Consider the following 26,613-nt stretch of genomic DNA (forward strand, 5'->3'; position numbering starts at 1 on the left):
TGCGCCGGCCTGGCCCTGAGCGCCAGCCGGACGCGACCAGAGTACGCAGCCACCGGACGGATCAGATGACCCGTCCGGCCTTGCTGGCCCGGCAGCGCGGCGGCGCCCGCCCGGGTCAGGGCAGCGGGCGGGCGTGGGCCGCACCGCGGAACACCGCGTTGACCAGCAACAGGTCGAGCCCACGCTGATAGCCGCGCACCGCGATGTCCTGAGTGATCGCCACCATATAGCCGCGGCCCGCGGGCTCGACCGCCATCAACGGTTTATAGGCCAGTTGCTTGGCGCTTTCGTCCCAGACCACGCCGCTGGCGACGATCGCGTCGGCGCCGACAAAGCGCACCACATTGGTGCCCTGGTCGCGGGTCAGCGGCGCATAGATGTCGCGACCCTCGACCAGCGCGTGCACGGTGTCGCCGAGGCCCGCCGCCATCCAATGGTCGGGGTCGGCCTCGGCACGCAGGATCGCGCCGGGCAGCCGCTCGGGCGCCGGCTCGTCGGGCGTCACCGCCCGATCATAGCCCGCCGCGTCGGCGATCTCGGTGCCCGGCGCGCGCGCCGCATCGTCGGCATTGTCCGTGGCCTTGGCGGCCTCCTCGTCCTTAGCGGCGATCTCCCGGCGCAGGCCCATCAACTGCATCTCCGGGTCACCGAGAAAGCGGTTGGCCGCCCCCAGACCGATCACCACACCGCCGCGGCCGACGAAATCGCGCAACACCCCGGCCAGCCGCTCGCCGCCGACCTGACCGTAGGACACCCAGCCTTGGGACGGCAGGATCAGCACATCATAGCCTTCTAGTCCGGCGCGCGCGATCGTCGACACGCGCAGCGGCGCCACCGGATAGCCGTAACGCCGTTCGAGCACATAGCGGGTATTGCCGGCCGAATAGGACGAGGTGCCGTCGTCCCAAGCGATCGCCACGCGCGGCGCCTTCATCGTTCGAACGTTGCGCGAGCCGAAATTGGGCCCTTCGGTGACCCAACTGCTGTCGACGCCGATGACGTTGGCCCCGGTCTCGGCCGCCAGCCGCGCCAGCCGCTGGGGCAGATCGGCGGCATTGTCCTCGGTCTTGAAGATCAGCGTGCCGCGCGGATAGCCGCGCTCGTCATGGGTAAAGGCCAGGTCGGTGCTCATGACGCTCAAACCGTCGGCGAGCGCCCGGCCCAGCAGTTTCGACGCACCCTCGCCGCCCCACGGCACCAGAAAAGCAACCCGGGCGTCGAGATTGGCCACCGTGCCGGGCGGCACCGTGGCGCCGTCGACGGCCACCGTGTCGGCGTCGACCGACTGCCCACAGGCCACCGCCTCGGCGCCCAGCAACAGCGGCAGCGACCAGGCGGTGACGTCGTACATCTCCACCTCCAGCCCCTTGGCGCGCCGGCGCTGCTGTTCGACCATGAACTCGTCGTCGACGGGGATGTCGCGATCAAGCAGCACGCGCGCCAGGCGCTTTTGCGGCTGGGCCAGATCGACCACATAGCTGCCGGCCGGGTAAGACACCCGACAGGCGCGGAAATCGGCGGTCGCGCGCCCCACCTCAATGCCCTGTTCGGCGATCAGCGCGGCCAGCACGTCGGCCTGCGGCCCGGCGGGCAGCACGAAGCTGCGCACGTCTTCCGACCGGCCTTCCTCGACCGCGCTCAGCCGGAAATCGTAGAACGCGTCCCAAAACCGTGCGCGGTTGCGTGACGTGACCTCGGCCGCCGACAGGGAGGCCAGGAAATGGTTGCGCACGCCCTCGGCATAGGTCAGCAGGTCGCCGTCGTCCTGGCGGAACACCAGCCCGCGCGCCGACGCCTGCTCGTAGGTTTGCGACAGCGAGCCGTAGTAGCTGGGCCAGGTGTCGCCATAGCCCGGGTAGAAACTGTCGAACACCTCGCGGGTGAAATAGTCGATACCGAACCGGTCGAACCACGCCGCCGTGTTCTTGGAGATGAGCGTTTTGTTCTCGCGCAGGCTGCGGGGCTGGTGCAGGTTGATGGGCTCGGCCGACGGCGCGAAATAATAGGTGCTGTCGCCGCCCATCTCGTGCGCGTCCACATAAGACAGCGGCAGCCAGTCGAGCAACGCCGCCACCTTGCCGCGGGTCTCGGGCTGGGTCAGCGCGATCCAGTCGCGGTTGAGGTCGAACAGATAGTGGTTGCCGCGCCCGCCGGGCCAAGGTTCGTCATGCTCGGCAATGCGCCGGTCGGCCATGGGCTCAAGGCCCAGCGCCTGCTCGAACGTGTGGATGAACCGCGCGCGCCCGTCCGGGTTCTGCATCGGATCGATGAACACGATGGAATTGTCGAGGATTTGGGTCACCCGCTCGTCGCCGCGCGACGCCAGCAGGTGATAGGCGGTCAGCACAGCGGCGTCGGTCGAACTGATTTCGTTGCCGTGCACCGCGTAGCTCAGCCAGGTGGTTGCCGGCAGCGTCTCGATCAGTTTGGCGGCCGCCCGCCCGTCGGTCTTGCGCGGGTCGGCGACTTTTTGGATATCGGCGCGGATGGCGTCGAGGCGCGCCATGGTCTCGGGCTTGGCGATGATGGCGTAGACCAGCGGCCGGCCCTCCCAGCTTTCGGCGTACCGGACGATCCGCATGCTATCGGGGCGCGCCTCGGCCAGCGCGCGCAGATAGGTCAACACCTCGCCGGGCTTGGTGATGTCTTCTCCGACCGCGTGGCCGATCACCCGTTCGAGCGTCGGCACCGCGGGGTCATAGTCGGCGCCGGGGAAGTAGAAGTCGGCGTCGACGGCGCGGCCGGCTGGGCCGGTCCAGACAACCGCCAAGGCCGCCAGGGCCATAAGCACGGGACGGATCGCACGCATCGGTTTCTCCCTGTTGATCGCTGGGCGTTTTGTTGATTGGCTTTCTTCGGTACCTGAAAAATCGCCGCAGGCAAAGCAGGCGCCGTTGCATCGCGCCAACGGCGCGGGCATCTTGATGCCATGGCGAGCATGATCGAAACGAGCCGGTATGCCGCGCGGCAGGCGGTGCGGCTGGCGTGGTACGGCGGGCAATATGTGGTCACCCGGCGCCAGGCGCTCCGGACCATCACCGAGGCGGAAAAAAGCTACCGCCCGCAAGGTCGGTTTCCCGATGTGGCCGGCATTGCCGGCGCCATGACCGAGTTGTTCGAACGCGACCTGGCCAATGTGGCCGCCGGCGTCTATCCGCTGCCCGAGCTGACCCACGGCCCGCGCGACGCCCTGGCGCTGGCCCGTCGCTACTTCGCCGACGTGGACGCGGTGACCGAGCGGCGCCTGCGCCACGGCCACAGCGAGGTCCGCGACCAGCCGGAAGCCCAGGACGGCGACTATCCGCGCTATTACCTGCAAAACTTTCACTATCAGTCGGGCGGCTGGCTGTCGGACGACAGCGCGGTGCTTTACGACCATCAGGTGGAGGTGCTGTTCACCGGCACCGCCGACGCCATGCGGCGCATGGCCCTGCCCTATCTGAAAGACGCGCTCGACCTGTCGCACCACGCGCCGCGGCCGCGCCTGCTTGACGTGGCCAGCGGCACCGGGCGCTTCCTGCATTGGGTCAAGCGCGCGATCCCACGCGCCCGGCTGACCGCGCTCGACCTGTCGGCGCCCTATCTGGCGCGCGCCCGGGCGACCGTGGCGTCGCTGCGCACCGTCCAGGCGCCGGCCGAAGCGATGCCGCTGGCCGACGGCGTCTATGACGCCGTGACCTCGGTCTATCTGTTCCACGAACTGCCGCCCAAGGTGCGCGGCCGGGTGGCCGCCGAGATGGCGCGGGTGGTGCGCCCGGGCGGCCGGCTGGTGGTGGTCGACGCGCTCCAGCACGGCGACCGCGACGACTTCGACGGCATGCTGGAGATGTTCCCGATCCGCTTCCACGAGCCCTATTTCGCCAGCTACTCGACCACCGACATGCCGGCCCTGTTCGAAGCGGCGGGCCTCGACACGGTGGCCGTCGAGCCCGCCTTCCTGTCCAAGGTGTTCGTGTTCGACAAGCCGGCCCGCTGACCGGGCCGCAGGGCCGGCCCCACCGACCCCGCGTCGCCGACAAGACGTCGCCGACCAACCCCTGTCGACCGCCCGCTGCCGCCCACAAAAAAGAGAGCAAAAAGGTCTTCTTTTGTCCTGGGCGGACCTCGGCGGTCCGTGTTAGGGTCAACCCGTGTCCAGCCCAGCCACGGAGGCCCCCGATGGAAGACCATGCCGCCGCCCGGGCCGCGGCGCCCGACCGCCCAGGCGCCAGCCCGCTCGCCTTCGACAACAGCTATGCGCGCCTGCCCGACCGGTTCTTCGCCCGGCTCGCCCCGACGCCGGTCAGCGAGCCGCGGCTGTTGCGGGTCAACCATGGGCTGGCCGAACGGCTGGGCACCAACGCGGCCGCCCTTTCCACCGCCGCCGGCGTGGCGATGCTGGCGGGCAACCGGGTACCGTCGGGCGCCGAGCCGCTGGCCATGGCCTATGCCGGCCACCAGTTCGGCCAGTACAACCCGCAACTGGGCGACGGCCGCGCGCTGCTGCTGGGCGAGGTGGTCGGCACCGACGGCGTGCGCTACGACATCCAACTGAAGGGCTCGGGCCGCACCCCGTTCTCGCGCATGGGCGATGGCCGCTCGGCGCTCGGCCCGGTGATCCGCGAATACATCGTCTCGGAGGCCATGGCGGCGCTGGGCGTGCCCACCACCCGCGCGCTCGCCATGGTGGCCACCGGCGACCGGGTGCTGCGCCAGGACGGCCCCGAACCGGGCGGCGTCATGACCCGGGTGGCGCGCGGCCATGTGCGCATCGGCACGTTCGAGTTTTTCCGCAACCAGGGCGACCTGGACGCCCTCCGCCGGCTGGCCGACTATGTGATCGACCGGCACTATCCCGACGTGACCAGCGCCGAGCGCCCCTATCTCGCCCTGCTCGACGCCGTGGTCGCGGCCCAGGCGGACCTGGTGGCGGCGTGGCTCGCGGTCGGCTTCATCCACGGGGTGATGAACACCGACAATTGCGGCATCGCCGGCGAGACCATCGACTATGGCCCGTGCGCGTTCATGGACCGCTACCACCCCGAGACCGTCTACAGTTCGATCGACCTGGGCGGGCGCTACGCCTTCAACCGCCAGCCCCAGATCGCCCAGTGGAACCTGGCCCGCTTCGCCGAATGCCTGTTGCCGTTGATCGCCGACGACCCGCAGGACGCGATCCCCGACGCCGAGGCGGCGCTGTCGCGCTTCGCCGCCCGGTTCGACGCCGCCCACATAGGCAGCCTGCGCGCCAAGCTCGGCCTGGCGACCGCCGAAGACGACGACCACACCCTGGCGCTCGACCTGTTGGCGACCATGGCCGACAACCGCGCCGACTTCACCCTGACCTTCCGCCGGCTGTCGGACCTGGACGGCGCCGACCCCGGCCCCGCCGGCGACGCGCCGGTGCGTGCCCTGTTCGACGATCCCGAGGCCTTCGACGCCTGGGCCGCGCGCTGGCGCGCCCGCCTGGGCCGCGAAACCCGCGACGACCGCGCGCGCCAGGCCGCCATGCGCGCGACCAATCCCGCCTTCATCCCGCGCAACCACCGCATCCAACAGGCGATCGACGCCGCCTATGACGGCCACATGGGCGTCATCGACGACCTGATGGCGGTCTTGTCGCGGCCCTATGACGACCAGCCGGCCTTCGCCGCCTACGCCGAGCCGCCCCAGCCCCACGAAGTGGTCCAGCAAACCTTCTGCGGCACCTGAGCGCAGCCCACCAACCCAGCCCGGCATCGTGACCCGCGGCGGGCCGGGCGCGCCATCGCCTTGCCCCGCGCGGACCGCTGGCGATGCGATTGGGTCGGGCGGGCGGCGGCCGGCGCCCTGCCGGCCATCCGAGGCGCGCAAACCGCCCCGTCCCCGCTTGCGCCACCCGACCGCCCGGGCCGGTCGAGAGCCCGTCCGCCCCGCGCTCGGCAGAGGCTCCGGGAAGGCCCGCTTTGCCGCGCCTTCCCGGCGGTCGGACTCATCGCTTGACAGCGCCGACTGTCAAGCAAAGTTGACATTGATTTGTGTCAAGTCGCGGTGACGGCAGTGGTGGCACGTTTACGCTCAAGTGATTGATTCGGGAGCGAGCCAATGCGCATTCTGCTGATCCATCCCAATTATCTGTCCGGCGGGGCGGAAATCGCAGGCAGCTGGCCGCCTGCCTGGGTCGCCTATCTGACCGGCCCGCTCAATGTGGCCGGGTTCGAAGACATCCACTTCGTCGACGCCATGACCGACAAGATGGATGAGGACCAGATCCGGGCCAAGATCAAGGAAATCCAACCCGACATTGTGGGCACCACGGCGATCACGCCGTCGATCTACAAGGCCGAGCGGATCCTGGAAATCGCCAAGGAAGAGCTGCCCGATTGCGTGGCGATCCTGGGCGGCATCCACGCCACGTTCATGTACAAGCAGGTGCTGAGCGAGGCGCCGTGGATCGACGCCATCATCCGCGGCGAAGGCGAGGAGATCATGGTCAACCTCGTGGAGGCGATCCACGAAGGTCGCTGGCCCAGCGACCGCGATCAGATCCGCGGGCTGGCCTATCGCGACGGCGACCAGATCGTCGCCACCCCGGCGGCGCCGACGGTCAAGAACCTGGACGCCATCAAGCCCAACTGGGACATTCTGGAGTGGCACAAATATATCTACGTGCCGCTCAACAAGCGCGTCGCCATCCCCAACATGGCGCGCGGCTGCCCGTTCACCTGCTCGTTCTGCAGCCAGTGGAAGTTCTGGCGCGACTATCGCATCCGCGACCCCAAGGCGGTGGTCGACGAGATCGAAGAGCTGGTCGAAAAGCACGATGTGGGCTTCTTCATCCTGGCCGACGAAGAACCGACCATCAATCGCAAGAAGTTCATCCAGTTCTGTGAAGAGCTGATCGCACGCGGCCTGCCGGACAAGGTGCAGTGGGGCATCAACACCCGGGTCACCGACGTGATGCGCGACGAAGAGCTGCTGCCCTTCTACCGCAAGGCCGGCATGGTGCACGTGTCGCTGGGCACGGAAGCCGCCGCGCAGCTCAAGCTCAACCTGTTCAACAAAGAAACCACGATCGAGCAGAACAAGAAGGCGATCCGCCTGCTGCGCGAAGCCGATATCGTGGTCGAAGCCCAGTTCATCGTCGGCCTGGAAAACGAGACCGCCGAGACGCTGGAAGAAACCTATCGCATGGCCGAGGACTGGAAGCCGGACCTGGCCAACTGGGCCATGTACACGCCCTGGCCGTTCTCGACCCTGTTCGAGGAACTGGACGACAAGGTCGAGATCTTCGACTTCGAGAAGTACAATTTCGTCACCCCGATCATCAAGCCCGAGGCCATGGACCGGGGCGAATTGCTCGACCGGGTGATGAACAACTATCGCCGCTTCTACATGAAGAAGGCGCTGTTCTCCTACCCGTGGAAGGGCACCGGCTACCGGCGCAAGTATCTGCTCGGCTGTCTCAAGGCGTTCCTCAAGGCCGGCGTGCAGCGCAGCTTCTACGATCTGGGCCGGGTCAACTATTGGGGCCCGCAGTCGAAGGGCAAGGTGGACTTCGCCTTCGACGAAACCCGCAAGATCGCCAAGGCGCAGTGGGACGATTGGGAATCCGCCGCCGACAAGGCCGCGCGCAAGCGTGCCCACAAGGCGTCGCTCAACTCGCTTGAGGGCAAGATGGACGACACCGTCGGCGTGGTTTCGACAGAATCTGCCCAACCGACCGCCGCGCCGGCGACCGAACCGGCCGCAGCCCCCAAGGCGTGCGGTGGCGGCGACCAACAGATGAGCGACGAGCAACTCGAAGCGCTCGCCAACGCGTCCGTGGCCGAGGCTGACCCGCAGCCCAAGGCACGGGCGGAATCCGAGCCGGCATGAGGACTTGAACCATGCCGGACACACACATGCCCGCCGGGATCGATCAAGAACCGTTCAGTCGTGCGGACGGCGCTCGGGTCGGTCCTAATGCGGTGATCCAGACAGCCGAGGCCCTTGAGGCCTTGGAGGGCGAGGGGGCAACCGCGGTTATTTTCGGGGCCGCGGGACTCGCCCATTATCTGGCATCACCGCCGGCGAGCATGGTGGCGGAAAGCGAAGCGGCAAGGCTGCACCACGCCGTTTTCGCGCATCTGCCACCGGACCGGGCTCGCGCAGCTTCGGCTGAGGCGGGGCGGCGGACGGGAGACTACATCCTCGCCCACCGACTGCCGGGCCCGGTCCAACATATTCTTAAGCTCCTGCCGCCAAAACTGTCGGCGAAGATCCTGATGAAGGCGATCGAAAAGCACGCCTGGACGTTCGCCGGATCGGGACAGATGACCGGACGGGCCGGAGCGCCGTGCGTGATCGAGATCGCCAACAACCCCCTGGCGACCCCCGATTGTCCCTGGCACAGCGCCGTGTTCGAGCGGTTGTTCCAGGAACTGGTCACGCCGCGCGCCCGGGTCACCAGCACCGCTTGCTGCCACCGGGGCGACCCGGTATGCCGGTTCGTGATCACCCTGGACGGCCGCCGGGCGAGCTGACCGCACCCCGCCGCGGCCTATGCGGGTCCCCGGGACCGTCGGCCCCCACCCGGCGACCGACCGCCGGGCCCTGTATCGAGGATAGGAGGCTAGAGCCCCATGACCATCGCGATCCCAGAGAAATACGCCACCCAGGCGGTGCCGCGCTACACCAGCTATCCCACCGCGCCGCACTTCCACGACGGGATCGACGAAGCCACCTATCGCGGCTGGCTGGCCGAGCTCGACCCGGCCAAGCCGATCTCGCTCTATCTGCATGTGCCGTTCTGCAAGCAGATGTGCTGGTATTGCGGCTGCAACATGAAGCTGTCGGCCCAATATCAGCCGATCGCCGACTATGTGGCCTTGCTCAAGCGCGAAATCCACCTGCTTGCCGACGCGCTGCCCGGCCGGCTGTCGATCAGCCACATCCACTGGGGCGGCGGCACCCCCAACACGCTCAGCCCCGAGGACTTCCGCGCCATCGTCGACACCGTGAAAGAGCGTTTCACGATCCTCGACGACGCCGAACACGCGGTTGAATGTGACCCGCGCTCGTTGACCGACGCGCTGATCGCCACCATGGGCGAGCTGGGCATCACCCGCGCCAGCTTCGGCGTGCAGGAGTTCGACGCCAAGGTGCAGGCGGCGATCAACCGCATCCAGCCCTTCGAGATGGTCGAGCACGCGGTCAAGGGCCTGCGCAGCGTCGGCGTCGAGCGGATCAATTTCGACCTGATCTACGGCCTGCCCTATCAGACCGTCGAGACCCTGCGCCGGTCCATCGAGTTGACCAAGGAACTCGCGCCCGACCGCATCGCGCTGTTCGGCTATGCCCATGTGCCGTGGCGGGCCAAGAACCAGCGCATGATCCCCGACACCAGCCTGCCCGCGCCCGAAGAGCGCGCCGCCCAGGCGGAAATGGCCGAGGCCGCGTTGACCGCGGCGGGCTATCGGGCCATCGGGCTCGACCACTTCGCCCTGCCCCATGACAGCCTGGCCCTGGCCGCCGAAGCCGGCACGCTGCACCGCAATTTCCAGGGCTATACCGACGATGACGCCGAAACGCTGCTGAGCGTCGGCACCACCGGCATCGGCTACACGCCGTCGGGCTATATCCAGAACATCCCCGACACCCGCGCCTGGTCGCGCGCCGTCGAAGCCGGCCACCTGCCGGTGGAAAAGGGCGTGGCGATCAGCGAGGAAGACGCCCTGCGCGGCCGCGTGATCACCCGGCTGATGTGCGACAACACCGTCGACACCGCCGCCATCGGCGCCGAATTCGGCCGGCCGGCCGACTGGTGCGGGCCGGAACTGGCCAAGATGGACGCCTTTGCCGAGGACGGCCTGCTGGTGCGCGAGGGCTCGCGGATCACCCTGACGCCCTTGGGCGAGCGGCTGGTGCGCATCGTCGCCGCCAGTTTCGACACCTATCTCCAGACCCAGGCGGCCAAACACTCCGCCGCCGTCTGACCCCACCGTTTCGGTTTCGGTCAGCCCGCCAGAGTTCCGGCGGGCCGCCGACCAGCGCCCGGCCCTCCCCTCGGCCGGGCGCTTTTGTTTGCACGCCTCAACCGGCGCGATCCACAGCCTCGGTCCAGAAAGGCGCGGGCCGGGGGGGGGGGGGGGGGGGGGGGCGCCGCCCCCCCCCCCCCCCCCCCCCCCGGCCCGCGCCTTAGAAGCGGAAGTCGAGCGCGAAGATGAAGCTGCGCCCGAGCGGGCTTTGCAGAACGTCAAACTGCGGCTGTGGCCCGCGACTATTGTTCAGATTGTTGATGATAAACCGGGCATTGAGGTTTTCGTTGATCACATAGGCCATGTTCAGGTTGAAGAACTGGGTCGTCGGATTGAAGAAGATCGGCGACTGTTCGGGCAGATCCTCTTCTTCCGTCTGGACGTTGTCGACCGTGCCCTGGTTGCGGAACCACTGCAGCTGCATCTGGAAATCTTGATAGCGCCAGATGAAGTCGATCCGGCTTTCAAACCGCGAGAAGACGTCGCCCGCTTGCGGATTGGTATCGGTGAAATCACCGAGCGAAGATTGGTCGTAGCGCTGCAGGAAGTAGTTGTAGCCGCGCAAGGTGATCGCGCCCAGATCCCTATCCCATGGCAGCAGGTCGGCCGGCTCGAAGGTATAGGTCACCTGGGCATTGATGGCGCGCAACTGGGTCGCCGCCAGATTGAGCTGCGGGAAGTTGACGAACGCCAATTGGAACGGGTCCTGCAAGCTCGCCCGTTGCCCCGGCACTGCGGTCACCAGGGTTTCCGACACCGGATTGCCGGTCAGCGGGTTGACCTCGGGGATCACGAACGCGCCGGTCTCGTCCTGGACGCCGAACAGGAACTGGTCGCACACATTGGTGCCGGAGATTTCGTTGTTGGGGAAATTGGGCTGGTCGAAGCAGGCATTGACGTTCACGCCCGGCCCCACCAGACCGATCTCGCCCTTCAGGTCGACCGCATAATAGTCGAGCGACAGGGTCAAGCCCGGCACGAAATCGGGTGCGAACGTGCCGCCGACGCTCCAGGCATCGGAGAACTCGTTCTGAAGATTGGGGTTGCCCGCGGTGCCGCCGGGCGCGCTACCGCCGGCGCCTTGATAGCCGCTCAGGAACGCCGCCGCCTCGGCATCGTTGGCCGCCAGCCCCACCGCCTGCACCGCCGCGATACAATTGGCCCGCCGGGTCGCCGGGGCCGGGCCCTGGTTGATGTTGGTCACGTCGCACGGGTTGACCCGGCCGCCGAAGCCGGTCTGCGGCGCGCCGAACAACTCGACCGCCGAGGGCGAGCGCACGGTGCGGCTGCGCGCACCGCGGAACACCAAGCCCTCGAACGGCACCCAGCGCCCGCCGGCGGTATAGGTGATGTCGGTCACCGACCCGGCGTCGATGCCGGAGAACAGCGGATTTTGGGTGCTTTGGCTGCGGTTGACCACCCGCACCCCGCCTTCCAGGATCAGCCGCTCGAAGCCCGGCAGGGTGAAGTCCTCGCCGAAGATCGGCAGCTTGCCCTCGAAGCCACCTTCAAAGAAGCTCAGCGTGCCTTGGGTCCCCTGGCCCACCGTGTTGCGGCCAAGGCCACGGGCAAACGGGTCCTTGGGATCGAAGTCGGTGCTTTCCCGACGCCATTCCGCCTGGATCAAGCCCGCGAACGGACCGCCCGGCAGTTGGACGATATCGGTGCCGATGGAGGCGGCGCCGTAGAATTGCTCGTTGCGGTTCTCGGCCCCCGAATCGATCACCAGATAGTCGCGCAATTCCTGCGACACCGGGCCCTTGGCGGTGACATTGAACGGCAGGCAGCCGTCGACCGCGGCCTGGCTCGGCACCAGATCCTCGGGCTCGCCGAGCGAGCCGTCGCCGTCGGCGTCGATATTGATGAAGCCGAGCAGGAAGTTGCGATTGGCGATCGACTCCGGCTGGGCGAGCGTCTGCTGCCGGCACACGATGTTGCCAGTGCCGTCGTCCACCGGGTCGGTGGCCAGGGCGAAATTGATGTCGCTCAGGGTCTCCTGATACGAAATCGTCGTGTTCCGGCCATAGACGAACGCGGCATCCCAATAGAACTCACGGCCGAAGCGCTCGAATTCGCCGAGCAGTTCGTTGGCGGTGCGATAATTGCGCACCCGTTCGCCGCTGCGCGGGCCGTTGGGGAACAGGTCGTCGTGCACCCGCGACAGATAGACCACCTCGCCGCCGTCATTGGGCTCGTTGGGCAGTTGCAGCCCCAGGCTCCGCAACCGCCCCAGTTCGGTGCGCGCCTGGTTGGTCAGATAGGGATTGTCGTCCACATAGACCGGGATCGGCAGGCTGCCCCCGGCGACGCTGCCGGTGAAGCTGTTGGCCAGCGGCGAGCCCAGCGAATCGAACGCCAGATCGGCGAAGAAGAAGGTCTGCTTGTAGGTGATATTGTCGGTCAGGTCATACCGCCCGAGCAGGTTGAAGGTGCGCCGCTCGACCGCCGATTCCAGGTTCTCGAACGACGTGAAGTCGAAGCCGTCGCCGCCCGAGGTCTCGTTCAACACCGCCTGACCGGGCGGGGTGATGCGGCCGAGATCGTTGGGCACCAGACGCCCGCCATTGTCGAACCGCAACGGCACGGCGAGGCGCGGGAACAGCCCCTGGGTCGCCGGGTCGGGGTTGGCGATGGTCGGGATCGCGCCGCCGCCATTGGCGAACGTGCCGACGAACAGATTGGGGTCGAGACCCGGATTGCCCAGAAAATACTCCCCCGGCGTCGGCCTGTTGCGCTGCAACAGGTTGAGCGCCAGTTGTGCCTGGTCGGCGCTGCTGAGGCCGCTCAGGTCGGCGCCGGGCGCAAACTGGTTGATCACCGCCAAGGGGTCGACGCCGGCGGGCAGCGACGACGGCGCGAAAAAGGCGAAACCGGCGGGGTCCGCCCCGGGTGCTGCGAGCCCGCCCGAGACCGGCTGGCGCGGGAAAAATTCCAGCAGGCTGGCATTGCCCGACGCCTGGAAGGTGGTGCCGATGGCGCCGCCGCCGATCGGCAGATAGGGGTTGGTGGTGTCGCGGATGAAGATCGTGCTGCGCCGCCCGTCCGAGCCCGCGGGGACGAACGCCGAGGTCAGGTCGCCCTGGCGCAACTGGGCCAGCAGATCGCCCGCCCCGGCCGCCGGCGCCCGACGGGCCCCGTCGGCGGGGTTGATGATACCGCTGATGTCGGCGGCGAGGATGTCGCGCGGGCCGCCGCCGCGCACCAGTTCCTGACGGAAAAACTCGCCCGCCACCGAAAGATTGGCCCGGTCTTCGAGGAAGTTCTTCCCCCAGGCCAGGTTCGCGCGATAGTTGGCGCCGTCGCCTTCCTGGGTGATGCCGCCTTGGGCGGTGGCGCTCAGACCGTCGAAATCGTCCTTGAGCACATAGTTGATCACCCCGGCCAGGGCGTCGGCGCCATAGATCGCGCCGCCGGTGCCGGCGACGATTTCCTGGCGTTCGACCAGGAACGGGTTGATGGTGGTCACATCCACCTGCGCGCCGGTGGCGTTGCCGGGCACGAACACCGAGCCCTGGTTGTTGCTGATCACCCGGCGGCCGTTGATCAGGGTCAGGGTCCGGTTGGTGCCCAGGTCCAGAATGTCCTGGAACGAAAAGTTATCGCCGAATTGGGTATTGCCGCCGGCCGACGTGTTGGCGCCGCCGATCAGCGGAATTTCGTTCACCGCGTCGACCACATTGGTAAAGCCGCGGAATTCCAGCTGTTCCGACGTGACGATGGTCAGCGGCACGCTGGTCTCGAAATTGGTGGTGCGCAGCCGCGACCCGGTGACGACGATCTCCTCGACGGTCGGTTCGACCAGCTCGTCGGCGTCGCGGGTGGCGACCGGCGGCGCCGCCTGGCGCTGTTGCGCCTGTTGTTCCGGTAACTCGGCCAGTGGACCGTCCCGGTCCGCCCCGACGGCCGCGCCCGCAGCGCCAAACAGCACAAAACTCAACGCCGTCGAGCCAAGCAATGCATTGCGCACGCTTGGCGCCCGTTTCCATCCCGTCATCGCTTCCTCCAGTCACATTTTTTTATACCGACTGGAGTGTCGTCTATTTAGAGTGATTTCAATCCAAAGTTTATGTGTGAAACGTCGTCTGAACCGAAAGACCTAGACCGTCCGGACGCAACCTAAGGGGAGAGCGCGCCATGGCCCCGGCCTGGCCGGTGGGCCATGACGCGCTTTCGGACCTATCGGGCCAGTACCGGCTTCAGGTTGCGCGCCGCCTGGCGGATGCGCTGTTCGTTTTCCACCAGGGCGATGCGCACATAGCCGTCGCCATACTCGCCAAAGCCGAGCCCCGGGCTGACCGCCAGCGCCGCCTCGTTAAGCAGCATCTTGGCGAAGTCCACCGAGCCCATATGGGCGAACCGCTCAGGGATCGGCGCCCAGGCGAACATGGTCGCCGGCGGCGACGGAATCTCCCAGCCGGCGCGCGCGAAACTCTCCACCAGCACGTCGCGGCGCCGTTTATAAACCGCGCGCGCCTCCGCCACACAGTCCTGCGGGCCATTGAGCGCTGCCGTCGCCGCCACCTGAATGGGCGTAAAGGCGCCATAATCCAGATAGGACTTGACCCGCGTCAGGGCCGCGATCAACTCCCGGTTGCCAACCGCGAAGCCGATCCGCCAGCCGGGCATGGAATAGGTCTTCGACACCGAGGTGAACTCCACCGCCACATCCTTGGCGCCCGGCACCTGCAGGATCGAGGGCGGCGGATTGCCGTCGAAATAGATCTCGGAATAGGCCAGATCGGAGAGGATATAGAGCCCCTGCGAACGCGCGTAATCGACCACCTGACCGTAGAAATCCAGGTCGACCACCCGGGCGGTCGGGTTCGACGGGAAGTTGAGGATCAGCGCCGTCGGCTTGGGCACGCTGTAGCGGCACGCCTTCTCCACCTCGGCGAGGAAATTCTCCACCGGCAACAGCGGCACGCTGCGCACCGACGCGCCCGCGACCATGAACCCGAAGGCGTGGATGGGGTAGCTGGGATTGGGGCACAAAATCGTGTCGCCGGGCGCGGTGATCGCCTGGGCCAGATTGGCCAGCCCCTCCTTCGACCCCAAGGTGACGATCGCTTCGCGCTCGGGGTCCACCGACACCCCGAAGCGGCGCTCATAATAGCCGCTCAGCGCCCGGCGCAGGCCGGGGATGCCGCGCGAGGTGGAATAGCGATGGGTCTTGGGATTCTTCACCGCCTCGGTCAACTTGTCGACGATGTGCGGCGGCGTGGCCAGATCGGGATTGCCCATGCCGAAGTCGATCACGTCGACGCGGGCCGCGCGCGCCGCGGCCTTCAACTTATCCACTTCAGCGAACACATAAGGCGGCAGGCGACGGATACGATAGAACTCTTCTTGCATGGATTCTCTTACTGGTTGAGGGAGACGCGACAGACACAGCCCGACGGCCGGGGACAATTAATTACGCTTCGCTTACCCTGAGAAATCTTTTCAATCGACCCTTTGACAGAAACGCTTCGAACTGTATAGTGCTGCCATCATGAAACGCGATCCCGCCATCAGCCCCTGGTTCGGGCACACCCAACACCACCGCAGCGCAGCACAGCGTCGCGGGGCCCAGCCCCGTGCCATTGCCCTGCCCGCCCCGACGGCGCCGATCCTCGGCGACGCCGCTGCGGGCGCGCTGGTCGTACTGGGTCTGATCCTAACCGTACTGCTTCTTATCGGCAGTAGCGGGGGGTGACCTGACGCGGAATCAACCGTCAGATTGTAAGCCCGACCCGCTTCATTCCGAAGCGGGTTTTTTTGTTTCCAAAGAGGCATAAAATGAGCAAGACAAACCGGCCCAGCGACGCCGTCAAACGCAACGCCCCGGCGCGCGCCATGTTCCGCGCCACCGGCATGGACGACGAGGCGCTGGCCCGGCCGATGATCGGCGTGATCAACACCTGGAGCACGGTCAGCCCGTGCAACATGCACCTGCGTGACCTGGCCGATCCGTTGAAAGCCGGCATTCGGGCGGCCGGCGGCACCCCGGTCGATTTCAACACCGTCATGGTCACCGACGGCATCGCCATGGGCAGCGACGGCATGCACGCTTCGCTGATCAGCCGCGAGGTGATCACCGACTCGGCCGAAGTGGCGGTGCGCGGTCACTGCCTCGACGGCGTCGCCATGCTGGTCGGCTGCGACAAGACGATCCCCGCCGCCGCCATGGCGCTGGCCCGCCTCAACCTGCCGGGCGTGATCCTCTATGGCGGCTCGATCGCCCCGGGCCGGGCCAAGGACGGCCGGCTGATCACCATCCAGGACGTGTTCGAAGCGGTCGGCGCGCGCGCCGCCGGGCGCATCACCGAAGAGGAATTGGTCGAGATCGAACGGGCGGCGTGCCCGGGTGCCGGCGCGTGCGGCGGCCAGTTCACCGCCAACACCATGGCCATGGCGTTGACCATGTTGGGCTTGTCGCCCATGGGCGCCAACGACATCCCCGCCACCGATCCCGCCAAGCACGCCGCAGCCCATCGCTGCGGCGAAATCTTGATGGATCGGGTGCGCGACGGCGGCCCGCTGCCGCGCGACCTGATCACCGACGAAAGCCTCAGCAACGCCGCCACCCTCGGCGCCGCCACCGCCGGCTCGACCAACCTGATCCTGCACCTCTTGGCGATCGCGCGCGAGGCCGGCCGCGACTTCCAGTTGGCCAATTTCGACGCCATCGCCGCGACCACGCCGGTGATCACCAACCTCAAGCCCGGCGGGCGCTACACCGCGGTCGAAATGTCGGAAGCCGGCGGCACGCCGCTGATCATCCGCACCCTGGCCGCCGCCGACAAATTGCACGACACCATGACGGTGACCGGCAAGACGCTGCTGGCCGAAGCCGCCGACCGCCCCGAAAAGCCGGGTCAGGATTGCGTGGTGCCGCTCGACCAGGCGTTCAAGCCCCATGGCGGCTTCTCGATCCTGTTCGGCGACCTGGCGCCCGAAGGCTGCGTGGTCAAGCTGGCGGGCCAAGTGGTCGAGCATTTCGAGGGCCCGGCCCGGGTCTTCGACGGCGAGGAAGCCGCCTTCGCCGCCGTCCAGGCGGGCCAGATCCAGCCCGGCGACGTGGTGGTGATCCGCAACGAAGGCCCGCGCGGCGGCCCCGGCATGCGCGAAATGCTGGCGGTCACCGCCGCCCTGCAAGGCCAGGGCCTGGGCGCCGACGTGGCGCTGATCACCGACGGCCGCTTCTCCGGTGCGACCCACGGGCTGATGGTCGGCCATGTGGCGCCCGAAGCGGCTCAGGGTGGCCCGATCGCGCTGATCGAGGACGGCGACCGCATCACCCTCGACGTGGCCAGCCGGCGGCTCGACGTGGCCGCCGACCTGGACGCCCGACGCGCCAACTGGACGCCGCGCGAACCGGCGGTGCGCAGCGGCGTCTACGCCAAATATGCCGACCAGGTGGCATCCGCCTCGCACGGCGCGGTCACCGGCTTTCCGTTCGACAAATCCTGACACTTCCTTTCAGACATAAGAGGTTCTGCCCGATGAAACTGTTCAACCAAAACGATGTCGACCGCCGCGCGCTCGCCGACGCCACCATCGCCATCATCGGCTATGGCAGCCAGGGCCGCGCCCACGCCGACAATTTGAAAGACAGCGGCTTCAACGTGATCGTCGGTGCCCGCGCCGGCGGGCGCGGCGCCACCCGCGCCGCCGAGTTCGGCCACACGGTCATGGAACCGGCCGACGCCGCCGCACGCGCCGACCTGATCGCGCTTCTGGTGCCCGACATGGCGCAACAGGCGGTCTATGAGCAGGCCATCGCGCCGGGGCTTCAGGCCGGCAACACGCTGTTGTTCGCCCACGGCTTTTCGATCCTCTACGGCCGCGTCACCCCGCCCGCCGACGTGGACGTGGTGATGATCGCGCCCAAGGCGCCGGGCGACCTGGTGCGCCGCGAGTTCGAGCGCGGCCGCGGCGTGCCGTGCCTGCTGGCGGTCGAACAGGACGCCTCGGGCAAGGCGCAGGCGCGCGCGCTCGCCTATGCCGACGGCTTGGGCGGCGCCCATGCCGGGGTCTTGGAGACCACGTTCCGCGAAGAGACCGAAACCGACCTGTTCGGCGAACAGGCGGTGCTGTGCGGCGGCGTCAGCGAACTGGTGTGCAAGGGTTTCGAAACCCTCGTCGAGGCAGGCTATCAGCCGGAGGTGGCGTATTTCGAATGCCTGCACGAGCTCAAGCTGATCGTCGACCTGTTGCAGGAAGGCGGGCTGTCCAAGATGCACGACTTCATCTCGGAAACCGCCAAGTTCGGCGACTTCGTCTCCGGCCCGCGGGTCGTCGACGAGCGCAGCAAGGACAATATGCGCGCGGTGTTGAAGGACATCCAGGACGGCACCTTCGCGCGCGAATGGATCCTGGAAAACCAGGCCGGGCTGCCGCGCTACAAGGCCATGTGGCGCCAGGACCTGGAACACCCGATCGAAAAGACCGGCGAAGGCTTGCGCGCCCGCATGGCGTGGCTCGACCCGACCCATAACCAACGAAAAGCCGCATCATGACAACCGACGCCGCTTCCGCCCCCACCGCCGAGCCCGCCGCCGCCACCGGCGGCGCGGCAGGCACCGCCGCCGACATCCGGTCGGCGGCGGCCCCGGCGGCCGCGCCCACCGGCGCGGTGCGCCGCCGGTCGAACAGCTTCACCGGCGCCAAGATGCTGGTCCGCGCGCTCCAGGCCCAGGGCGTCGACACCGTGTTCGGCTATCCAGGCGGGGCGATCATGCCGGTCTACGACGCCCTGCCGGGCTCGGGCCTGCGCCACATCCTGACCCGCCACGAACAAGGCGCCGCCTTCGCCGCCGACGCCTATGCCCGCGTCGCCGGCAAGCCCGGCGTGTGCTTCGCCACCTCCGGGCCCGGCGGCACCAATCTGGTCACCGGGCTGGCCAACGCCATGCTCGACAGCGTGCCGTTGATCGCGGTCACCGGCCAGGTGGCGCGGCCGTTGATGGGCACCGACGCGTTCCAGGAAGTGGACATGTTCGGCATCACCCTGCCGGTGGTGAAGCATTCGATGATCATCACCGACGCCGAATCGATCCCCGAACAGGTGGCCGAGGCGTTCCGCATCGCCATGTCGGGGCGGCCGGGGCCGGTGTTGATCGACCTGCCCAAGGACATCGCCGCCGCCCAGGTGACCGACCGCCCGGCGCTGGCCGCCCACCACCAGCCCTGCCCGCGGCCCGCGCCCGATGCGCTGGCCGAGGCCGAAGCGTTGATCCGCTCGGCGCACAAGCCGTTGATCTACGCCGGCGGCGGCGTCGGCATGGCCGGCGCCACCGACGCCTTGCAGCGGTTCATCGAGCGCACCCAGATCCCCATGGTGGCGACGCTCAAGGGGCTCGGCGGCATCCCCACCGACGACACCGATTTCCTCGGCATGCTGGGCATGCACGGCAATGCGGCGGCCAATCTGGCGGTGCAGGAAAGCGACCTGTTGATCTGCTGCGGCGCGCGCTTCGACGACCGCGCCACCGGCAAGCTCGACACCTTCGCGCCCAATGCCCGCATCCTCCAGTTCGACGCCGACCCGGCCGAGATCTCCAAGCTGCGCACCGCCGACCACGCCCTGGTCGGCGACATGGTCGCGGCCCTCGACGCGCTCGACCCCGGCCCGCTCGACATCGCGCCGTGGCGCGACCACACCATGGCGCTCAAGCAGACCCACGCGTGGCGCTATGACGCGCCGGGCGAAGCGGTGTTCGCGCCCCTGCTGCTCAAGCAGTTGAGCCGCGCCGCCGGCGACGACGCGATCATCACCTGCGACGTGGGCCAGCATCAGATGTGGGTCGCCCAGCATTGCCGGTTTTCGCGCCCCGAAGGCCATCTGACCTCGGGCGGGCTCGGCGCCATGGGCTTCGGCCTGCCCGCCGGCATCGGCGCGCTGTTGGCCGAGCCCCATTCGCCGGTGATCACCGTGTCGGGCGACGGCTCGATCATGATGAACATCCAGGAACTGGCGACGCTCAAGCGCTACAACCTGCCGCTCAAGATCGTGCTTCTGGACAACCAGGCACTCGGCATGGTCCGGCAATGGCAGGACCTGTTCTTCGCCGGCAATTTCAGCGAGATCGACCTGGCCGACAATCCGGATTTCGCCGCGCTCGCGCGCGTCTTCGGGCTTGAGGCGATCACCGTCACCCAGCGCTCGGAGGTGCCCACCGCCATCGAGACGCTGCTCAAGACCCCGGGCCCGGCACTCATGCACGTGCACATCGACCCGGCCGCCAATGTCTGGCCGCTGGTGCCGCCGGGTGCCGCCAATAGCGATATGATGGACGAGGACCACTGACCATGCGCGAGACCCTGACCCTGCATCTGGACGACAGCCACGGCGCCTTGTTGCGCACCCTGGGGCTTATCGAACGGCGCGGCTGGAAAGTCACGCACCTGGACCTGCGCCCCGCCGAGCCCGCCGGCCAGACCGCCCGCTTCGAGGTCGAGCGCCTGCCGTGGCACGCCGGCACGCCCGAGATCCTGGCCCGCCATGTGAGCAAGCTGTTCTGCGTCGCCGACGTGACCCTGGGCACCGAGGCCGCGCGCGCCGACCGGAGCGACCGGGCCGAGCCCACCGACAGCCGGCGCAGCCCCGGCTGGACACCGCCGTCGGCCCCCTTGTCGGCCGCCGGCCCCACCCCGAGTTCCATGCGAGCAGCCGTAGGAGCGGCATCATGACCGAGCACAGCCAAGACCAGACCCCGGAGCCCGAGGTAGGCGGCGCGACCGCCGGCGACCATGTGCGCATCTTCGACACCACCCTGCGCGACGGCGAACAGGCGCCCGGCTTCTCGATGGACAATGACCAGAAGCGCCGGGTCGCCCTGTCGCTGGCCGAACTGGGCGTCGACGTGATCGAGGCCGGCTTTCCCGCTGCCAGCCGCGGCGACTTCCGCTCGGTCAAGACCATCGCCGAGGAGGTCCGCGGCCCGGTGATCTGCGGGCTCGCCCGCTGTCGCGACGCCGACATCGACGCGGTCGCCGAGGCCACCGCCAAGGCCGAGCGCCGGCGCATCCACGTGTTCATCGGCACCAGCCCGATCCATCGGCGCGACAAGCTGGAGATGACCGAAGACGCGGTGGTCGAGGCGGCGGTGGCCGGCGTGCGCCGGGCACGCGCGGCCTGCGACGACGTGGAATTCTCGTGCGAGGACGCGTTCCGCACCGAGCCCGACTATCTGTGCCGGGTGGTCGAGGCGGTGATCGAGGCCGGTGCCACCACCATCAACCTGCCCGACACCGTGGGCTATGCGGTGCCCGACGACGTGCGGCGGATCTTCGCCCAGGTGATGGGCCGGGTGCCCAATGCCGACCGGGCAGTGTTTTCCACCCACTGCCACAACGATCTGGGGCTGGCGGTGGCCAATTCGCTGGCCGCGGTCGAGGCCGGCGCGCGCCAGGTGGAATGCGCGGTCAACGGCATCGGCGAGCGCGCCGGCAACTGCGCCACCGAAGAGGTGATCATGGCGCTGGCCACCCGCGCCGACCATTTCGCCATCCAGACCCGCGCCAACACGCGCAAGATCTATCCCACGTCGCGGCTGCTGGCCAGCGTCACCGGCCACACGGTGCAGCGCAACAAGGCGATCGTCGGCGAAAACGCCTTCGCCCACGAAGCCGGCATCCACCAGGCCGGCGTGATCAAGAACGCCGAAACCTACGAGATCATGCGCCCCGAAGACGTGGGCGTGCCGCGCAACCAGATCGTGCTTGGCAAGCATTCCGGCCGCCACGCCTTCGCCCAGCGCGCCGAGATGTTGCTCGGCCACGCGATGACCCGCGAAGAGCTCGACCGCGCGTTCGCCAACTTCAAGGCACTGGCCGACCGCAAGAAGGTGATCACCGACAGCGACGTGGAAAGCCTGGTCATGGGCCACGAGATGGGCGCGCAGACGCCGTGGCGGATCAAGACCTTCCAGGTCTCCACCAACCAGGGCGGCGAGCCCGCGGCGACCGCCACCGTGTGCCTGGTGCACACCGACGGGCGCGAGGTGACCCGGGCGGCGACCGGCAACGGCCCGATCGAGGCGGCGTTCAACGCCATCCGCTCGGCCACCGGCATCCCGGCCCGGCTCGCCGACTTCTCGGTGCGCTCGATCGGTGCCGGCATCGACGCCCAGGGCTGGGCCGACGTGCGCCTGGACTGGTCGGCCTTGTCGGTGCATGGATCGGGGGTCGCCACCGACGTGGTGTTCGCCGGCGCCAGCGCCTATCTCGACGCCATGAACCGGCTGGAGAACAAGTCCGCCGCCCAAGACAGCCCCGAACGGCCGAGCGCCACGCCGACCGGGCCAGACGTTTCCGATCCCGACACTGCGCCCGCGACGCCGGCGGACGCGCCGTCAGACCCGGCCGCCGGGACCCCTTCCAAGGCGATGACAGCGTGAGACCCTAATCATGGCAATTACCGAAACCGACTACATCTGGATGAACGGCGCCTTCAAACCCTGGCACGAATGCACCGTTCACGTCCTCGCCCACGGCCTGCATTACGGCTCGGCGGTGTTCGAGGGCATCCGCTGCTACGACACCCCCGACGGCCCCTACACCTTCCGCATGGCCGACCACATGAAGCGGATGCACCATTCGGGCCGCGTCTACGGCATCGACATCCTCTATTCCACCGAGGTGTTGATGGAGGCGTCGCGCGCCCTGCTGCGCAAGAACGACCTGCGCAGCGCCTATCTGCGCCCGATCGCCTTCAAGGGCTATGGCGATATCGGCGTCGCCGCCCTCAACAGCCCGATCGAGGTGGTCATCGCCGCCTTCCCCTGGGGCGCCTATCTGGGCGACGAGGGCCTGCGCGACGGCATCGACGTGTGCGTGTCCAGTTGGAACCGGCTGGCGCCCAACACCGTGCCGCCGGGGCTGAAGGCGGCGGGCAATTATCTGTCCAGCCAGTTGATCAGCCAGGAAGCCAAGGCGCGCGGCTTTGCCGAGGGCATCGGCCTGGGCACCGACGGCCTGGTCAGCGAGGGCGCGGGTGAAAACCTGTTCCTGGTGCACAATGGCGCGCTCTACACGCCGCCGACCGCCGCGTCGATTCTGTCGGGCATCACCCGCGACACCGTGGTGACGTTGGCGCGCCATATGGGCTATACTGTGGTCGAACAAACGATCCCGCGGGAAATGCTCTATATCGCCGACGAAATGTTCTTCACCGGCACCGCCGCCGAAGTGACGCCGATCCGCTCGGTCGACCGCTTTGCCGTTGGCAATGGCGAACGGCCGATCACGCGCGCCATCCAGGACGCCTTCTTCGGCCTGTTCGATGGCCGCACCCAGGACCATTGGGGCTGGCTGGAACCGGTCGGCACCGAAGGCCAAAGCGCGTCGGTGGCCGCCACCCCGACGGCCGCGGAATGAGCCAGCGCATCGTCCTTCTGCCCGGCGACGGCATCGGCCCCGAGGTCTGTGCCGCCGGCCGCCACGTTCTCGACACGCTGGCCCCCGACCTCAGCGTCGACGAGCATCTGATCGGCGGCGCGGCGGTGGACGCCACCGGCATCGCCCTGCCGCAAAAGACGCTCGACGCCATCGAGGGCGCGCAGGCGGTGCTGTTGGGCGCCGTCGGCGGCCCGCAATGGGCCGACCAGGTGGGGGCGAGCCGCCCCGAAGCCGGGCTTTTGGCGCTGCGCCGGCACCTCGGTGTCTACGCCAATCTGCGCCCCATCGTCGTGCGCCCCGGCCTGGCCCAATTGGGGCCGATCAAGCCCGAGATTTCCGCCGGCGCCGACATCCTGTTCGTGCGCGAACTGACCGGCGGGCTCTATTTCGGCGACAAGGGCCGCACCGCCCACAACGCCTATGACAATTGCCAGTATTCCAAGCGCGAGATCGAGCGGGTGGTGCGCATGGCCGCCAATCTGGCGCTCGACCGGCGCGGCAAGCTGACCCTGGTGGACAAGGCCAATGTGTTGGAGACCAGCCGGCTGTGGCGCGAGGTCACCCAAGCGGTGATCGCCGAGGCATTCCCGGACCTGACCCTGGAATGCCTGCTGGTCGACGCCGCCGCCATGCACCTGTTGACCCGGCCGCGCGACTTCGACGTGATCGTCACCGAAAACCTGTTCGGCGACATCCTGACCGACGAAGCCTCGGTGCTGGCCGGGGCCTTGGGCGTGATCCCGTCGGCCTCGCTCGGCGACGGCCCGTGCGGCCTGTACGAGCCGATCCACGGCTCGGCCCCCGACATCGCCGGCCAGGACAAGGCCAACCCCTTGGGGCTGCTGGAAAGCCTGGCCATGCTGCTGGACTTGAGCCTGAACCGCCCGGACGAGGCCAGCCGGCTGCGCACCGCCATCACCGGGGTGATCGACGACGGCGTCACCACCGCCGACCTCGGCGGCGAGGCCGGCACCCACGCGGTCGCCGAGGCGGTCTGCCAACGTCTGTGATCTTACGCCGCCACCCTTTTGTGGATTAAGCCTCCCCGTTCTATGGATCGACCCTCCCATTCTATGGATTGACCCCATGTCCGACACCCTATCCCCCGAGCCCAAAGGCGCCGCCGCCGGCGACGCCGACGAGCCCGCCAAACCGCTGCGCATCGGCCTTGCCGGCCTTGGCACCGTGGGCTGCGGGCTGATCGACCTGATCAACCGCAATGGCGACCTGATCGCCCGGCGCGCCGGCCGGCGCTTCGCGGTCAGCGCGGTCTCGGCGCGCAACCGCCACCAGCGTCGCGACGTGGACGTGTCGCCCTATCCCTGGCGCGACAATCCGCTCGACATCGCCGACCCCGCCGACGTGGACGTGGTGGTCGAACTGATCGGCGGCGCCGACGGCCCGGCCCTGGCGATCGCCCGCGCCGCCCTGAGCCGCGGCCTGCCCCTGGTCACCGCCAACAAGGCGCTGATCGCCCACCATGGCGCCGAACTGGCCACCCTGGCCGAGAGCACCGGCACCTCGCTGCACTTCGAGGCCGGGGTCGCCGGCGGCATCCCGATCGTCAAGACGCTCAAGGAAGGCCTGGCCGCCAACCGCATCGACGGCTTCAAGGGCATCCTCAACGGCACCGCCAACTTCATCCTCACCTTGATGGAAGAGACCGGCAGCACGTTCGAGGCCGCGCTCGCCAAGGCACAGGAAGAGGGCTATGCCGAGGCCGACCCGAGCTTCGACATCGACGGCGTCGACGCCGCCCACAAGACCGCCATCCTGACCAGCCTGGCGTTCGGCGTGGCGCCCGACATGGGACAATTGCCGGTCGAAGGCATTCGCGCGGTCAGCCATGTGGACATCCGCTATGCCCGCGAACTGGGCTATCGCATCAAGCTGCTGGGCCTGGCGCGGATGACCGAGGCGGGGCTCGACCAGCGGGTGCAAGCCTGCCTGATCCCCACCGACGCCACGCTCGCCAAGGTGGGCGGCGTGTCCAATGCCATCCAGATCCACGGCAATTTCGCCGGCCCGACCCTGGTCGAGGGACTGGGCGCGGGCGCCGGACCGACCGCCTCGGCGGTCGCCGCCGACCTGATCGACGTGGCGCGCGGCCAGGGCGGCTCCACCTTCAGCCAGCCGGCCAAGGATTTCGCCAACGTGGCCATGCTCGCCGCCGAGGCCCGGCGCGGCGCGTTCTATGTGCGCCTGCGGGTCACCGACCGCACCGGCGTCATGGCCCAGGTGGCCACCGCCATGCGCGACGGCGAGGTGTCCATGGAGCGGATGATCCAAGGCACGCCCGAGGCCGATGGCTCGGTGCACATGATCATCACCACCCACGAGACCAGCGAAGCGCAGATGCAGACCGTCATCGACCGGTTCAAGGCGCTCGACACGGTGCTCGAAGAGCCCTGCGTGCTGCGCATCGAACATTCCTGAGCGAACGCAGACGCCGCCCGCCGTCGCCCCCCCTGTGGCCGCCCGGTCTACGCCGTCCCCGCCGGCTCAGGCGGGGCCGGCGGGCGGCCCGGCGTCGGGGGGCTCGACCGGCGTCAGAAACGGTCGGCCGACCGGGGCCTCGGTGGCGGCGTCGGTTTTGAGCGGTGTCGCAAACGGTGTCTCTGGCACCGTCTCGGGGATCGTCGCGGATGCTGTCCCTGCCCGCCGGGTCGGCACCGGTCCTTCGAACCACCGCCACAGCGCCACATGGCCGATGCCCCGGGCCTGGTGCACACGCGCCCAGCGCACGCCCTGGGCATAGGCCACATAGACGGCGACCAGGCCGGAAAAGAACAGCCAGGCGGGCGCGTCTTCCAGCCAATAGCCGAACCACAAAAGCGCGGTGACGAACTGCGCGAACGAATTGGCCAGGAAGGTGAACGCCAATTCGATGAGACCTTCGAGCGACCAGGTGTCGGCATCAAACAGGGCGACGATCAGGCTGAACAGGATCGGCGGTTCCAGCACGAAGAAGGTATAGGCCGCGACGATGCCATAAAAGCCGCCGCCGAAGCGCAGCCATCGGCGCACCAGCGGGTTGCGCGTCTGGCCCGCGCCCTCACGCGCCTTGCGCGCCTTCTTCAGATGCGCCTTGAGCGCCTTGCGGGTTTCGAAATCGGGCAGATGCCCCTCGTGCATCAGCCGGCCGACGAGCAGATAGCTCATCAGCGCCACCGGCACCAAAAGTTGCCACGTCAAGGTGAAAGCGGGTCCGATCATGCCCCCATTAAGCGCCGATCCGGCCCGCAGCGCAATG

The 26,613-nt window shown here is 68.2% G+C and carries 17 protein-coding genes; 13 read left to right on the plus strand and 4 right to left on the minus strand.

Annotated features, from left to right (window positions below; genetic code table 11):
* Window positions 1-115: 115 nt before the first annotated feature.
* A complete protein-coding gene (locus EV659_RS09020) occupies window positions 116-2,809 on the minus strand; it encodes a M14 family zinc carboxypeptidase (RefSeq protein WP_132708550.1) in 2,694 nt (897 codons plus the stop codon).
* Between the two features lie 129 nt (window positions 2,810-2,938).
* Between EV659_RS09020 and EV659_RS09025 the strand changes: the two genes are divergently transcribed.
* From EV659_RS09025 to hemN, 5 genes are all read left to right on the plus strand, one after another.
* On the plus strand, window positions 2,939-3,976 hold the full coding sequence (locus EV659_RS09025; protein WP_132708551.1) for a class I SAM-dependent methyltransferase: 1,038 nt from the start codon (window positions 2,939-2,941) through the stop codon (window positions 3,974-3,976).
* Window positions 3,977-4,158: 182 nt separating this feature from the next.
* A complete protein-coding gene (locus tag EV659_RS09030) occupies window positions 4,159-5,691 on the plus strand; it encodes a protein adenylyltransferase SelO (protein ID WP_132708552.1) in 1,533 nt (510 codons plus the stop codon).
* A gap of 372 nt (window positions 5,692-6,063) precedes the next feature.
* Window positions 6,064-7,836 (plus strand): magnesium-protoporphyrin IX monomethyl ester anaerobic oxidative cyclase, encoded by a 1,773-nt coding sequence (gene bchE / locus EV659_RS09035; RefSeq protein ID WP_132708553.1) that lies wholly within the window; start codon window positions 6,064-6,066, stop codon window positions 7,834-7,836.
* An 11-nt stretch (window positions 7,837-7,847) separates the two neighbouring features.
* The gene (gene bchJ, locus EV659_RS09040) at window positions 7,848-8,483 is read left to right on the plus strand and encodes a bacteriochlorophyll 4-vinyl reductase (protein WP_200287464.1); all 636 of its coding nucleotides are present in this window, start codon (window positions 7,848-7,850) and stop codon (window positions 8,481-8,483) included.
* 99 nt (window positions 8,484-8,582) lie between these two features.
* Complete coding sequence (gene hemN, locus EV659_RS09045; protein ID WP_132708554.1) at window positions 8,583-9,935, plus strand: oxygen-independent coproporphyrinogen III oxidase; 1,353 nt, start codon at window positions 8,583-8,585, stop codon at window positions 9,933-9,935.
* A 202-nt stretch (window positions 9,936-10,137) separates the two neighbouring features.
* Here the strand turns inward: hemN and EV659_RS09050 are convergent, their stop codons facing one another.
* Both EV659_RS09050 and EV659_RS09055 read right to left on the minus strand, forming a co-directional pair.
* Complete coding sequence (locus EV659_RS09050) at window positions 10,138-13,971, minus strand: TonB-dependent receptor (protein WP_132708555.1); 3,834 nt, start codon at window positions 13,969-13,971, stop codon at window positions 10,138-10,140.
* A 182-nt stretch (window positions 13,972-14,153) separates the two neighbouring features.
* Window positions 14,154-15,329: an LL-diaminopimelate aminotransferase gene (locus EV659_RS09055; protein WP_132708556.1), complete on the minus strand. Its 1,176-nt coding sequence runs from the start codon at window positions 15,327-15,329 to the stop codon at window positions 14,154-14,156.
* A gap of 426 nt (window positions 15,330-15,755) precedes the next feature.
* On the opposite strand from EV659_RS09055, the gene ilvD reads away from it, so the two are divergent.
* The 8 genes from ilvD to EV659_RS09095 all read left to right on the plus strand — a co-directional run bounded on the left by ilvD (window position 15,756) and on the right by EV659_RS09095 (window position 25,796).
* Window positions 15,756-17,429, plus strand: coding sequence for a dihydroxy-acid dehydratase (gene ilvD, locus EV659_RS09060; protein ID WP_132708557.1), 1,674 nt, complete (start codon window positions 15,756-15,758; stop codon window positions 17,427-17,429).
* Between the two features lie 32 nt (window positions 17,430-17,461).
* Complete coding sequence (gene ilvC, locus EV659_RS09065) at window positions 17,462-18,478, plus strand: ketol-acid reductoisomerase (protein ID WP_132708558.1); 1,017 nt, start codon at window positions 17,462-17,464, stop codon at window positions 18,476-18,478.
* A 152-nt stretch (window positions 18,479-18,630) separates the two neighbouring features.
* On the plus strand, window positions 18,631-20,268 hold the full coding sequence (gene ilvG / locus EV659_RS09070; protein ID WP_165878820.1) for an acetolactate synthase 2 catalytic subunit: 1,638 nt from the start codon (window positions 18,631-18,633) through the stop codon (window positions 20,266-20,268).
* Window positions 20,269-20,270: 2 nt separating this feature from the next.
* Window positions 20,271-20,651: an ACT domain-containing protein gene (locus tag EV659_RS09075; RefSeq protein ID WP_132708560.1), complete on the plus strand. Its 381-nt coding sequence runs from the start codon at window positions 20,271-20,273 to the stop codon at window positions 20,649-20,651.
* On the plus strand, window positions 20,648-22,360 hold the full coding sequence (locus EV659_RS09080) for a 2-isopropylmalate synthase (protein ID WP_132708561.1): 1,713 nt from the start codon (window positions 20,648-20,650) through the stop codon (window positions 22,358-22,360). Before EV659_RS09075 ends, EV659_RS09080 begins: the two co-directional genes overlap by 4 nt.
* 10 nt (window positions 22,361-22,370) lie before the next feature.
* Window positions 22,371-23,339: a branched-chain amino acid transaminase gene (locus EV659_RS09085; protein WP_132708562.1), complete on the plus strand. Its 969-nt coding sequence runs from the start codon at window positions 22,371-22,373 to the stop codon at window positions 23,337-23,339.
* Window positions 23,336-24,370 carry a 3-isopropylmalate dehydrogenase gene (gene leuB / locus EV659_RS09090; protein WP_132708563.1) on the plus strand — a complete coding sequence of 345 codons (1,035 nt, stop codon included), beginning with the start codon at window positions 23,336-23,338 and terminating at the stop codon, window positions 24,368-24,370. The genes EV659_RS09085 and leuB overlap by 4 nt, the downstream gene beginning before the upstream one ends.
* Before the next feature lie 76 nt (window positions 24,371-24,446).
* Window positions 24,447-25,796 (plus strand): homoserine dehydrogenase, encoded by a 1,350-nt coding sequence (locus EV659_RS09095; protein ID WP_132708564.1) that lies wholly within the window; start codon window positions 24,447-24,449, stop codon window positions 25,794-25,796.
* Window positions 25,797-25,862: 66 nt separating this feature from the next.
* Here the strand turns inward: EV659_RS09095 and EV659_RS09100 are convergent, their stop codons facing one another.
* Window positions 25,863-26,555, minus strand: coding sequence for a hypothetical protein (locus EV659_RS09100; protein ID WP_132708565.1), 693 nt, complete (start codon window positions 26,553-26,555; stop codon window positions 25,863-25,865).
* Between the last annotated feature and the right edge of the window lie 58 nt (window positions 26,556-26,613).

This window comes from Rhodothalassium salexigens DSM 2132 (genome assembly GCF_004341375.1).
Taxonomy (GTDB): domain Bacteria; phylum Pseudomonadota; class Alphaproteobacteria; order Sphingomonadales; family Rhodothalassiaceae; genus Rhodothalassium; species Rhodothalassium salexigens.